Raw genomic sequence first — 12,425 nt, forward strand, 5'->3', positions numbered from 1 at the left:
GAATAAAAAAAGCGCTCTAGACTTTCGTGCGTTCGATCCAGGCGACGAAATTGTCAAGAAAGCCAGACAGGAATCTGGCCGTGCCTTCGTTGGCGATGGTGCCGTCTTCGCTGAGGAAATCGGGCTTGAAAGTCATGTAAACCTCCGGTTCACCCAGCACGGCCATGCCCAGGATGACGAGGGTGGAGCGCAGTTGCGACTGCATGACCGCCGTGCCCTGCGCACCGGGCGAAGCGCCGGTGACGGCTACAGGCTTGCCCTTCCAGACATTATGGCCGAAGGGCCGCGAGCCCCAGTCGAGCGCGTTCTTGGTGACGGCCGGCATGGAGCGGTTATATTCTGGCGAGACGATCAGGACCGCATCGGCGGCGGCCACCTGATCTTTCATCCGCGTGACGGCTTTCGGTGGCGCGGCCCACAGATCGTCATTATAGAGCGGCAGATTCATATCGACATGATCAAAGCTGAAGCGATCAGCGCCCAGTTTTTCAAGGGCTTGCGCATATTGGCGGTTGATCGACTCGCGGCGCAGGCTGCCGATCAGCAGGGCGATCTTGTACATGATATTCCTCAGGCTGCGAGTTCGGCGTCAATGGCGGCGATCAGGCGCGGATCATCAGCGGCGACATCGGGCGCGAAACGCTCGACGATGCGGCCATCGCGGCTGATCAGGAATTTTTCGAAATTCCACAAAACCTCGCCCGGCGGACTGACCGGAATGCCGAATTTTTCCAGCCGTTCGCGCATCGGCCCGGCGCTGACGGCGGTGGGTTGGGCGCGGGTAAGCTGTTCATAAAGCGGGTGTTTATCCGCGCCGACCACACTGATCTTGGCAAACAGTGGAAAGGTGACATCGAAGCTGGTGGTGCAGAAATCGGCGATCTCGGCATCGCTGCCCGGTTCCTGACCGAGGAAATTATTGGCCGGAAAGGCCAGTATCTCGAAACCCTGATCCTTGTGGGCGCGGTAAAAGGCTTCCAGCCCCTCATATTGCGGGGTCAGGCCGCATTTCGACGCAACATTGACGACCAGCAACACCTTGTCGCGATAATCGCCGAGGCTGGTGGCTGTGCCGTCGATGCGTTTCAGGGCAATGTCGGAAAGATCGGGCATGGCGGCTCCTTTGTCTGATGGGGCGATGGCGAGTATGGCAATGGAAAGGGCGTTTGTCGCTTCCCGACTGCGTGAACGGCCTTCTTTCATTCAGGCGGCGGGCGCTACGGCGGAATCGCGGATGACGACACGGTGCGGCATCAGCTCATAAGCTCCGGTCAGATGGGGCGAGGCGATGGCTTGCAGAACAATATCGACGGCGCGCTGCGCCATATCAAAAACCGGTTGCGAGATGGTGGTAAGCGGCGGCCAGACGATCTGCGAAAAGGGCGCATCGTCGAAACCGGCGATCGTCAGGTCGCGCGGCACGCTCAGGCCGAGCTGGTGCGCGCGGTACAGCGCGCCTGCGGCCATGTCGTCATTGGCGCAGATGATGGCGGTGGGGCGGGCGGTCATCAGCGCATCGAGCCGTTCATAGCCGCCGTGGAAGGTCAGGTTGCCGCGCGCCGTGGCAGCGCTGGCAGGATCGAGGCCCTGCGAGGTCAGGGCACGGCAAAAACCCGCATAGCGCAGGCTGGCCGAGATATGGTCGCGCAGGCCATCGATAAAGGCGAAGCGACGGTGGCCGAGGTCGAGCAGATAGCGCGTCAGGTCATAGCCTGCCGCCTCATCATCAATGCCGATGCCGGGGGCCAGGTCGCGCGTCTGCGGGCCGGCGGCGATGCAGGCCACCGGCATGTGGCGCGCCCGGATCATGGCGATCAGCTCGGCGTCATCGGAAAAGGGCGGAGCCAGAATCAGGCCGTCGCAGGCATGGCTGTCGATCAGATCCATGACGCGCTGGTGCTTTTGCAGCGAGTGCGGAAAAACCTGCTGCATCAGCAATTGCAGGCCCGCCTTGCCACAGGCGCGCAAGGCGCCGCTTTCGATCAGCAGATTGTACCAGGTATGGGGGCCGACCTCGTCATTGACCGGATAGATGACCATCAGGGCGTGGCTGCGTCCGCCCGCCAGCATCCGCGCCTGGGCATTGACCCGGTAACGCAGCTTGCGCACCGCCGCCAGCACCCGGTCGCGCGTCGCTTCGGCGACATGGGCCTCGCCATTCAGAACGCGCGACACCGTGGTGCGGCCTACGCCGGACAGGGCGGCAACATCATAGATGGTGGGGGCGCGCGTGGGCATGGCGTTTCTGACCTGTGGCGTTTTATGTGGCGCTGTCGCCTTATCCACGCACCCTAGGCCAGTCGGCGCACAGGTCAAGCCAGACCATGTGGCGCAAATGCGACAAGCCGCCTGACAGGGACATGATAATATTTTGCGGTTTCAAGGGCTTGTTGAATAACAGAAAGCGATGGGATGACAGACGATTTTATGGGAGCGCACCCATGTCCATTGTTAAAACGCTGCCGCCGCCTCAAAGCGCAGGGCCTCTCCGCTGACCGGATGCGGCACGGTCAGGCTGTGGGCGTGCAGCAGCAGGCGCGGGCTTAAGCTTTGAATCGGCGGCGGCGCATAAAAGACATCGCCGAGGATCGGGTGGCCCAGCGCCGCCATATGGACGCGCAACTGGTGCGAACGACCGGTGACGGGCTCTAAGCTGAGGCGGGTGGAGGCTGGGGCGCGTTCGATGACGCTGTAACGGGTAAGCGCCGCCTTGCCGACCTCATGATCGACCTTTTGCAGCGGGCGATTGGGCCAGTCGCAGATCAGCGGCAGGTCGATTTCGCCATTGTCTGCCGTCACATGACCCGCCACCACGGCGATATAGGTCTTGGCGATGCGCCGTTCGGAAAAGGCGACCGACAAGGCCTTTTGCGCCGCTGTACCGCGTCCGAACACCATCAGGCCGGAGGTAGCCATATCGAGCCGGTGGACGGTCAGGGCGTCCGGGTAAAGCACTTGCAGGCGGGTGATCAGGCAGTCCTTGTTGCTGTCGGCGCGACCGGGCACGCTGAGCAAGTCCGCCGGTTTGACGGCCACCAGCATGTGGTCGTCGGCATAGAGGATTTCGGGCGGGCTGTCTGGCGGGCTTTTGGGCGGCATGATCCCCGCCTAGCCGAGCCTGCGCTTTTTCGCAAACGGCTTTTTCAGGCCACCCGTTCGGCCACGCCATTTTGGGCGCGCACTTCGAAGCGGTCTTGCGAAAAGCAGATGAATTGCCGCGACATCAGCGTATCGACCGACATCCATTCGCCAAGCGCCATATCGGGCGTCAGGGTGAGGCGCAGGAAACCATTATAGGCATCGTCGGCGGCCACGACTTCGGCGTTTCGCTCGGTCAGCAATTCTGCCAGATGCAGGTCGGGCAGCCAGGCATCGAGCCAGCGCGTCGGGCTGGAGACGGCGGTGACACCGAACTCGGCGGCGATGGGCCGCCTAAGCGTCACGGTTTCGGGCAGCGGTTCGGGGATGCGCATCAAAACCCGGCCATTGCCCATGCCGTAATCGGTGGGGCCTGTGCCATCAAAGCGTGTCTGCGGCTTATCACCATGACCAATCCCCAAATCCCGATCCGGCCGTCTGTGGATAAGTCCGCGCTTAAGGCGGTTGGATGACGGTTTTGCGTGCAAAACCTTAACGAGCCCGTCATGTTTTGCTTGGTGTTTGGTGTCGCATGGGCCAAAAAAGCCTGTAAACCGGAGGTTCCATGTCCCAGCCGAAACTGTTGCTCACCCGTCCGTGGCCAGAAGGCGCGCAAAGCTGGTTACAGGCGCGTTTCGATGTCACCGTCCATCAGGGCGCAGGGCTCGATGCGGCGGGTCTGATTCAGGCTATGCGCGATTATGACGCTCTGGGCGCGGCGGTGAATGACAAGCTGACCGCTGAGGTGTTCGCCGCGCCTGAGTTGCGCGCCCGTCTGGTGGCCAATTTTGGCGTCGGTTATGAACATATCGATACCGAAGCCGCCACCAGGGCCGGGATTATCGTCACCAATACGCCGGATGTCCTGACCGAGGCCACGGCCGACATCGCTTTGATGCTGATGCTGATGGCGTCGCGCCGGGCGGGCGAGGCCGAACGCCAGTTACGTGCCGGTCAGTGGAAGGGCTGGGGTGCCAAGGCGCTGTTGGGGCAATCCCTGCAAGGCAAAACTTTGGGGCTGGTCGGCTTTGGCCGCATCGCTCAGGCAACGGCGCGCAAGGCCCGCGATGCCCTGGGGATGGAGATTATCTATTATGGCCGCCACCGCGCCGCGCCGGAGACTGAGGCCGCATTGGGGGCGCGCTTCGTCGCCGATCTCGATGCTTTGCTGGCCGAGGCCGATGTGGTGTCGCTGCATGTGCCGGGCGGGGCGGACACACACCACATGATCGATGCGGCGCGTCTGGTGCATATGAGGGCCTCGGCCATACTGATCAATACGGCGCGCGGGCCGGTGGTGGACGAGGCGGCCCTGGCGCGGGCGCTGACTGAGGGGCGCATCCGGGCGGCGGGGCTTGATGTTTATGAGCACGAGCCGGACGTGCATCCGGCGCTGCTTAAGCTGGAAAACGCCGTCCTGCTGCCGCATCTCGGCAGTGCCACGGTCGAGACGCGCGAAGCCATGGGGATGCGCGCCGCCGAAAACATCGCGCTCTATTTCGCAGGTAAGCCGGTGCGTGACCGTAGCGCCTGATCGGATCGCTGGCGGACTGACGGTGCCAGCCAGGCTGAGCGTGCGGCCAGACGCGCAGCGACGCAGACTGTGATGGCGGCATAGGCCAGCACGCAGACCGGGGCACGGGGCAGGCCTGGAACCTCGAAGATATTGAGCGCCAGGGCGAAGATCAGCACGCCTGCAAAGGCCCAGCTTACCGCCGTGAAAAAGCGTTCGCCCAGCGGCTTGGCCATCATCACCACCAGCGCCATGAAGGGGGCCAGCGCCAGCATGTCGTAATCCATCAGGCGCGGATTGAGCAATTGCGCCACGCCCAGTCCGATGATGATCCGGCCAAGATGATCATGGCTTCGGCTCTCGGCCAGACACAGCCCGGCCAGACAGATCACCGCCATATAGAGGGCCAGTCCCGTCAGAGTAAGCCAGCCATAGGGCGACAGACCGAGCCACGAAGCCCAGGCGAAATAACCAATGCCCGGTTGCTGCGCCATCACCACAGTACCCAGAGTCTGATGCCAGTTGGCGCTCAGCGAACCGGCGGTCAGCATCTCGGCGGCGACGGCGGCAAGGCCGAGAGTGGATGCGCCAAACGTGGCGAAGATGCGGGCGCGCCAGGGCCGGTTATCCAGAGCCAGCACGATCAGATAGGTCAGCATGACCGGCTTGACGAGCGCGGCCAGAATGACGGCGGCCACAAAGGGCCAGCGCGCGCGCTTCAGATTGAGAGCGGCGGCAATGATCATGGCGTGCAGAATGAAGCCGATATTGCCGCAGACCAGCGCGCTGCCCGCCATAGCCGAAAAACTCATCAGGCGCAGCCGCCAAGGGCTTCCCGCCAGCGGCATGATCAGGGCATACCACAGCAGAAAGGCCAGGGCGGGCAACAGGGCGATCAGCCAGAGCCAGCGCGATTGTATCAGGCCGATGCCCGCCAGAGGCGCGAACAGCTTCGCCACCTGCGGCGCATAGACATAGACGGCGGGGCGTAAGGCTGTGCAGACCGGGTGCAGGTCGTAGGGGCTTAAACCCCGCCGCACATGGTCGGCACCGCAGATCAGGGCGTCGAAATCATTGAGCCACCAGCCGTGTTTGATGATCCGGCTGACCAGATTGCCGAGCGCCGGAAACAGACACAACAGGTAAAAGACGACGCGCCCCCACGGGCGCAGGCTGTGGCCTTCGATAAAGGCAACGGCGTCGCTTTTGATCATGCCGCCAGTCCATCGGATACCGGTTTGAAAGTGCGCAGGGCCAGACGCGCCGACGCCCACAGCAGGTAAAGCGCAAAACCCAGAACAGCCAGAGGCGTGGTGATGCCGGCCACCGTTGTCAGGCCGCCGATCAGGCACAGGACGCACAGGCCAAGGATGATAGCCGGGCCGCGCGGGGTCAGGCCTGCCGAGGCGGCCCGCCCGGCAATGATGATCAGACCGGGGCCGAGCAGGAACATATCCTGGCTCATCAGGCGCGGAATCAGCAGGACGGCCAGGCTGAAACCGAACCACAGGCGCTCATGGCGCGTCAGTTTCAGCGCTTCGGCCAGGGCCAGCCCACCCGCCGACAGAAGTGCGGCATAGATAAGATAGCCCGCCTTGGCGGTCATGGATGAAGGCGACAGCCCCGCCATCTGGAACCAGCCGAACCAGCCCGCACCGGGGGTCTGGTCATAAACGAAGTGCGACAACAGAGTGTACCACTGCCGGGCCAGTTCGCCGCCCGACAGGCTGAAGATCAGCATGGGCGCCAACCCGCACACTATGGCGACGGCGATCATGATCAGCCGCCTGCGCCATGTCAGTTGAGCCAGCAGGATGACCGCCAGATAGGTCAGGAAAACCGGCTTGACCCAGGCGGCGATGACTACCGCGGCCACGAACAACCAGGGCAGGCTTTCCAGGCTCAAGGCGGCCAGCAGAACCGCGCCGTGCAGGATGACGGCGATATTGCCCCACATGAAGGCGCTGCCGCTGAGAAAGCTCAGAAACGGCAACTGACCGCGCGTTCCGGGCAGGGGGGAGAGACGCAGGGGCATGACGGTCAGGGCCGCCGCCGCCATCAGATATACCAACAGGTAGATAACGAAAAAACCATGCTCGCCGCACAGGCTCTGGAGGAAAGCGGCGAGGCGCGCCACGGCGGGCAGGTAAACAAAACTCGAAGCGTGCATCCCAGAACAACTTAAATTTCGCGCATAGATGGGCGCACCTGCCAGCATCTTCTGACCGGCGCAGGCCACGGCCTGATAATCGCCGAACCACAGTTTTGAATGGTGCAGCTTGGCGATCAGGCCCAGAACAGGCGGCAGGGCGAACAGCCAGCCAGCGGAAACGGGCAGGGCGGGGCGTTGCGGGCTGGGTCTGGATCCGAATTTTAACATTGTGTTCTGTAAGTGAAGCAGATAATGAGCGGCGTTTGTCTTGCCGTTCATTGGCGCTTAGCGGTGTGCGAAGACTGTTTTTTGACCGTCTTGTTTCAGTTCTGATACTATCGCTTTCAGGTCTGATGCTATCGCGGGTGGATCGATCACAGATTTGCCACGGTTTGGTCTTTTAAGCGGGCAGCGGAGATGAGGGTAATATCGTGCTTGCCCGTCTGACGGGTTTGGTTGTTTTTTGATAGACTGTATTTGTCTGGTTTGACAAGTCAGGGTTGACGATTTTGTCTGGGGAGTCTGATTTTTTGGCCGATACCGAACGCGATTCCGGCGCTGCCGTATCCACTATGATTCCCGATCTCAGCCTCGTCATCTGCACGCTGAACGAAGGCACGGCCATCCGCTCCGTCATCAATGAGATTTGTGACGCGCTGGACGGCATCCGCCATGAGATCATCGTGGTGGACGATAATTCCTCGGATAATACCGGCAGCGAAGTGCTTGATGTGGCGAAGCTGCGTCCCAATGTGCGCCTGCATGTACGTGTCGGTGAGCGCGGCCTGTCATCGGCGGCCATCAAGGGCTGGGACATAGCCCACGGCCGCTATCTCGGTGTGATGGACGGCGACGGCCAGCACGACCCCAGGGCCATCCGCCAGATGGCCGACATGATCATGGCGGGAAATACCGATCTGGTCTGCGTGTCACGCTATCTCGGCCAGACCGAGACGGGGCTGTCGGGCCTGCGCGACATTGGCTCGAAAGTGGCCACCGCCGCCACCGGTCTGGTGCTGAAAGTGCCCTTGTCCGATCCGATGAGCGGCTGTTTTTTGATGACGCGCGACTATTACCAGTCGGCGCGGCCCAAACTGACCGGCATTGGTTTCAAGATATTGCTCGACATAGCCGCCTCGGCACCGAAAAAGCCACGCTTCGGCGAGGTCAAGGCGGCCTTGCGCGAACGTCAGGGCGGGCAATCGAAGCTCGATCTGCGCGTGGTGGCCGATCTGGGCGCTTTGCTGATCGAAAAGGCGACGGGCGGGCTTTTGCCGGCGCGTTTCGTGCTGTTCGCAGGCGTCGGCGTGACCGGTGTTGTCGTCTATGCCGTCGTGCTGATTGCTTTTCATCTGCTGTTGCGCGGCGAGCATCAGGCGCTCTATCGTTATCAATACCGCTATGACGACACGATCAGCTACAGTATGGCCATCTGGCTGTCGATGACATGGAATTTTTTCATCAATAACTGGCTGACCTTCCGCGACAAACGGCTCAAGGGTTGGGCCATCCTGCGCGCCCTGCTGGGCTTTTACGTCGCCTGTTCGATCGGTGCCGTGCTCAGCCTGGTGCTTTCACTGTTTATGAAGGAACACCTGCATATCCACTGGCTGGTGGCCGGGATCAGCGCTGCCCTGCTCAGTTCGGTGTGGAACTACTGGGGCGCGCGCATGTTATCGTGGCGCGACAAGAAGCCCGCCAAATAAGGGATCAACAGGAAAGGCCCCGGCTCAAACCGGGGCCTTCATCTTACCAGCGATCATGACGCTCATGATGGTAATGGTGACGGTAATCGCGGCGATCATAACGGTCATAACCGTCGCGGCGATCATAATAGCCATAGGCGGGCGCCACATAGACACGTTCGCGGACATAGGGGCGGGGCTCGACATAGACGCGGCTGTAGCCGTAGCCGCCGCGATAACCGTTGTCGTAATAGCCGGTATCGCGGTAGCCGTCATAATAGCAGTCGGTATTGTCGCGCGCGATCGACGAGCCAACAACGGCCCCCAGCACGGCGCCAGCTGCGGTGCCTGCGCCACGGCTGTGGCGGCCCGATACGCCGTTACCGATGGCGGCTCCGGCGACAGCGCCGAGAATAGCGCCGTTAGTGCCGTTTTCGCTGCGGCGGTAGCAATCGGCGGACGCCACGCCCGGCAGGGCCACGGCAATGGTGGCGGCGGTCAGGGCGGAGGCGATCAAGGTCTTGTGCAGAATCTTCATGGTTGTGTCTCCTTCTCGTGCGGCCACGAAGCACCTCCGAAGCCGATCATGAAGCCAGTATAGACGGGCGAACATGAACGGCATTTGAGCGCTGCGTTCATCTTCGTTCATCATAATTTTACGTCCGCAGACCTCTGTTCACGATGCCGATAGCCGCTCGTGTTGCAAGGCGCGGATAAAAAAACCGCCCCTTGCGAGGGCGGTGAAGTCTTCCGGGGGAGGAGGGGAGAAAAGGGTTACCAGTCGAAGCGGCTGCGGCCAAAATCGCTGCGGCTGATCGACCGAGAATGGTAATAGGCGCGCGGCGAATAGCTGTTGGTGGGCGTATAGTCGCGCTGGCGTTCGTCGAGCCGACGATAGGCACGGTTGTAAGAGCCATAGCCGTAGCCATAGGATCGGCAACCGCAGCCATAACCATCATAATACCAGCGTGCACGCGACACAGGGCGGGTATGCACAATGCCATCTCGGTAGCCTGATTGCTCGCGGTCGCGGTGATCCTGTGGTGGTGATCCGTCCCAGCGGTAATATTCGTCGCTCACATAATCATAGCCGAGATAGCGCCCGGCATAGGGCACGCCGCTGTCATCCTGACTGTCGCCTGCATAGGCATAGGCGTCGTCATCGTGGCTGCGTTCATAGGCATTGGGGGGATCGCGGTGATCAGAGGTTTGGTCGGAATAGCCATCATGGTCGTAACCCCGATCATAGCCATTATCGCTGTAGCCGTCATGATCATAGGCTTGATCGTAACCCCCAGCCAGAACCGTAGCCGGTATCATGGCCGCGCACAGCAGGATAGCCAATGATGAGCAGCGAGAGAAACGCGGCATGACGATGACCCCTCAGATGATAGTTCCATAGTCGCGGAAAAGATGAAAACTGTAAATATGCAATTTAGTCCGCTTTGTAAGGAAGGCGTAAGGGTAAATCCTCCTGCCGTTTCGGGCTTTGGTTGCGGATTGATGCGCCATGCTTTAAGCGGGCGCACATGGATAACAGCTTCGATCTCGATATTACGCGCATGGGCTTTCAGGGCGACGGCCTGAGTGCCGACGGTCAGGCCGTGGCGCTCAGCCTGCCGGGCGAGCGCGTCCGGGTCAGTCGCGGCAAGGAAAGGCTTGAACTGGAGGCGGTTTTGAGCGCCAGCCCTGAGCGCGTCACGCCGCCCTGTTCGCATTTCAGCGCCTGCGGCGGCTGCGCCCTCCAGCACTGGCAGATGGATGCCTATAGCGCCTGGAAGCGCGAAGCGGTGGTGACCCAGTTGCGCCGCGCCGGTATCGACGCCGAGGTGACGCCGATCCTGACCACGCCTGTAGCCACACGCCGCCGCGTGGGCCTGCACGCCCGCAAGCGCGGCAAGGCGGTTGAGTTGGGTTTCAAGGCGCGCCGCTCGTGGAATCTGGTGCCGATCGATACCTGCACCATCGCCGTGCCGTCGATCGTCAGCGCCATGCCGGTTTTACGCGAACTGGCCCTGCCTTTGTTCGAACATCCGAAATCCGCGCCCATCTTGCATGTTACAGCGTCGCTGACGGGACTCGACATCGATATTTCCGGCGTCGAGCGCAGCAAGAGCGGCGGCTTGTCGGCGGATGCACGGATGCAGATCGCCATGATCGCCGGTGAGGCCGATTTCGCCCGCGTGACGATGGGCGACGACATCCTCTATCAGGCGCGCACCCCGGCCGTCGCCTTTGGCCGGGCACGAGTCGGCCTGCCGATGGGCTCGTTTTTGCAGGCCAGCGCGCCCGCCGAGGCCGAAATGGCGCGGCTGGTGGGGGCGGCAGTGGCGGGCGCCAGGCGCGTGGCCGATCTGTTTTGCGGCGCCGGGGCCTTTACCTTCCCGCTGGCCGAACAGGCGAATGTCTGGGCTGCCGATGGTTCGGCCCCCGCCATTGCGGCGCTGAAAAGCGGCATGGCCAGCGCGCCGGGCCTGAAAACCATCACTGCCGAGGTGCGCGACCTGTTTCGCCGCCCCTTGCTGGCCGAGGAGATGAAGGGGCTGGACGCGGTGGTGTTCGATCCGCCGCGCGCCGGAGCCGAGGCGCAGAGCCGCGAAATTGCCCGTTCCGCGCTCAGTCGCGCCGTGGCGGTGAGCTGCAACCCCATCACCTTTGTCAGGGACGCGAAAATCCTGATCGAGGCCGGTTTTTCGCTGGACAGGGTGACGCCCATCGATCAGTTCTTGTGGTCGGCCCATGTCGAACTGGTCGCCGTCTTCTCGCGTTAGATAAGGCTCTTTTCCTGTGATTTCCGTCATCATGCCTACCCTGAATGCCGAAGACACGCTGGCGCGCAGCCTGTCGGCCCTCGTGCCGGGTGTCGTGGAGGGGCTGATCAAGGAGGTGGTGGTGGTCGATGGCGGTTCCGACGACGCCACGCTGGAAATCGCCGATTCGACCGGCTGCACCATTATTCATGGCGATGCCGAACGCGGCCTGCAATTATGGCAGGGCTGCCGGGCGGCGCGCGGCGACTGGCTTTTGATCCTGCATCCCGATTCACAACTCGGCGATGGCTGGATGGATCAGGTGCAGGCCCATATCCGCAACTATCCGTTACAGGCCGGTTATTTCCATCTCAAATTCGATGATCCGTCATGGCTGACCGCCTTCTGGGGTGAGATTCTGGCGCTGCGGGCGCGCTGGCTGGCCATGCCGAGCGGCGATCACGGCCTGCTTCTGTCACGCGCCCTCTATGACTGTGCGGGCGGCTATAAGGATCAGGTGGCGTTCGAGGATGTGGCCCTGTCGATGGCGCTGGGGCGGGCGAGATTACGACCGATGGCAGCGGCACTGACCACCAGCGCGGCGCGTTTCCATGCCCGTGGCTGGGCTTTCGGCACGCTGGGCCGCGCCTTTCGCTTTCTGCTGTACCTGCTGGGCGTGCCGCCCAGGCCGCCGGTGCATAAGCCGCTGGGTTAGAGGTCGTTTCCCTCAACCCAATTGACGCGGATTTTTAGAGCCGTCCAACTTGCTTTTCGGACAAGCCCTCAGACTTTAAGCGAGAACTCAGTATTGTAAGAACGACCGCTGCGATGAACGCAACGGAAGTTCCGATTAAGAATATAGAATCAAACGAAAGTTGCGAAATTGATAAATTCTTGTTCCTTGAATATATCATTATAGCGCCAATAATCATGAGTCCTGCTGCCACGCGAAAATATGCGGCTGCATATCTCATTAACATATTTCTTTTTGATATTTTGGGCAACTGGGCTCGATCGACAGATTTCATACTTTTTAATGAGCCATATATTAGTGCCATAGGAATTAAGAAATAAAAATCACCCAAGGGTGATGCTGCTATATTTAATAGAAATATTCCAATCAATAATAGTCCTATCCCTGTGATCGCAAGAGTTATGGATAGAGGTGTGTTTTTTTTATTCATCTT

General features: G+C 61.2%; 14 protein-coding genes. 4 read left to right on the top strand and 10 right to left on the bottom strand.

Translation table 11 applies throughout. The features are described from left to right. Positions 1-16: 16 nt before the first annotated feature. The 5 genes from QB905_RS02535 to QB905_RS02555 form a co-directional block, all read right to left on the bottom strand. Positions 17-562 (bottom strand): NADPH-dependent FMN reductase, encoded by a 546-nt coding sequence (locus tag QB905_RS02535; protein ID WP_282973000.1) that lies wholly within the window; start codon positions 560-562, stop codon positions 17-19. 8 nt (positions 563-570) lie between these two features. Further along, the gene (locus tag QB905_RS02540) at positions 571-1,113 is read right to left on the bottom strand and encodes a glutathione peroxidase (RefSeq protein ID WP_282973001.1); all 543 of its coding nucleotides are present in this window, start codon (positions 1,111-1,113) and stop codon (positions 571-573) included. A 90-nt stretch (positions 1,114-1,203) separates the two neighbouring features. After that, on the bottom strand, positions 1,204-2,238 hold the full coding sequence (locus QB905_RS02545; RefSeq protein ID WP_282973002.1) for a LacI family DNA-binding transcriptional regulator: 1,035 nt from the start codon (positions 2,236-2,238) through the stop codon (positions 1,204-1,206). A gap of 213 nt (positions 2,239-2,451) precedes the next feature. Continuing rightward, a complete protein-coding gene (locus QB905_RS02550) occupies positions 2,452-3,099 on the bottom strand; it encodes a pseudouridine synthase (RefSeq protein WP_282973003.1) in 648 nt (215 codons plus the stop codon). A 44-nt stretch (positions 3,100-3,143) separates the two neighbouring features. Continuing rightward, positions 3,144-3,560: a hypothetical protein gene (locus tag QB905_RS02555; protein ID WP_282973004.1), complete on the bottom strand. Its 417-nt coding sequence runs from the start codon at positions 3,558-3,560 to the stop codon at positions 3,144-3,146. 143 nt (positions 3,561-3,703) lie between these two features. On the opposite strand from QB905_RS02555, the gene QB905_RS02560 reads away from it, so the two are divergent. Next, positions 3,704-4,672 (top strand): 2-hydroxyacid dehydrogenase, encoded by a 969-nt coding sequence (locus tag QB905_RS02560; protein ID WP_282973005.1) that lies wholly within the window; start codon positions 3,704-3,706, stop codon positions 4,670-4,672. Here the strand turns inward: QB905_RS02560 and QB905_RS02565 are convergent. Further along, on the bottom strand, positions 4,633-5,865 hold the full coding sequence (locus QB905_RS02565; protein ID WP_282973006.1) for a glycosyltransferase 87 family protein: 1,233 nt from the start codon (positions 5,863-5,865) through the stop codon (positions 4,633-4,635). The two genes, QB905_RS02560 and QB905_RS02565, sit on opposite strands and share 40 nt — an antisense overlap. Continuing rightward, positions 5,862-7,031 (bottom strand): hypothetical protein, encoded by a 1,170-nt coding sequence (locus QB905_RS02570; protein ID WP_282973007.1) that lies wholly within the window; start codon positions 7,029-7,031, stop codon positions 5,862-5,864. The genes QB905_RS02565 and QB905_RS02570 overlap by 4 nt, the downstream gene beginning before the upstream one ends. Before the next feature lie 302 nt (positions 7,032-7,333). Here QB905_RS02570 and QB905_RS02575 point away from each other — a divergent pair, with 302 nt between their 5' ends. Further along, positions 7,334-8,509: a glycosyltransferase gene (locus QB905_RS02575; protein WP_282973008.1), complete on the top strand. Its 1,176-nt coding sequence runs from the start codon at positions 7,334-7,336 to the stop codon at positions 8,507-8,509. 43 nt (positions 8,510-8,552) lie between these two features. On the opposite strand, the gene QB905_RS02580 is transcribed toward QB905_RS02575, so the two are convergent. Beyond that, the gene (locus tag QB905_RS02580) at positions 8,553-9,026 is read right to left on the bottom strand and encodes a glycine zipper 2TM domain-containing protein (protein WP_282973009.1); all 474 of its coding nucleotides are present in this window, start codon (positions 9,024-9,026) and stop codon (positions 8,553-8,555) included. A gap of 236 nt (positions 9,027-9,262) precedes the next feature. Then, positions 9,263-9,859 carry a hypothetical protein gene (locus QB905_RS02585; protein WP_282973010.1) on the bottom strand — a complete coding sequence of 199 codons (597 nt, stop codon included), beginning with the start codon at positions 9,857-9,859 and terminating at the stop codon, positions 9,263-9,265. Positions 9,860-10,017: 158 nt separating this feature from the next. On the opposite strand from QB905_RS02585, the gene QB905_RS02590 reads away from it, so the two are divergent. Both QB905_RS02590 and QB905_RS02595 read left to right on the top strand, forming a co-directional pair. Further along, on the top strand, positions 10,018-11,259 hold the full coding sequence (locus QB905_RS02590; protein ID WP_282973011.1) for a class I SAM-dependent RNA methyltransferase: 1,242 nt from the start codon (positions 10,018-10,020) through the stop codon (positions 11,257-11,259). Positions 11,260-11,275: 16 nt separating this feature from the next. Then, positions 11,276-11,953: a glycosyltransferase gene (locus QB905_RS02595; RefSeq protein ID WP_282973012.1), complete on the top strand. Its 678-nt coding sequence runs from the start codon at positions 11,276-11,278 to the stop codon at positions 11,951-11,953. A gap of 34 nt (positions 11,954-11,987) precedes the next feature. Here QB905_RS02595 and QB905_RS02600 read toward each other — a convergent pair whose 3' ends face one another. Then, on the bottom strand, positions 11,988-12,422 hold the full coding sequence (locus QB905_RS02600; RefSeq protein ID WP_282973013.1) for a hypothetical protein: 435 nt from the start codon (positions 12,420-12,422) through the stop codon (positions 11,988-11,990). Positions 12,423-12,425: the final 3 nt, after the last annotated feature.

Source organism: Asticcacaulis sp. EMRT-3, from assembly GCF_030027245.1.
GTDB lineage: Bacteria > Pseudomonadota > Alphaproteobacteria > Caulobacterales > Caulobacteraceae > Asticcacaulis.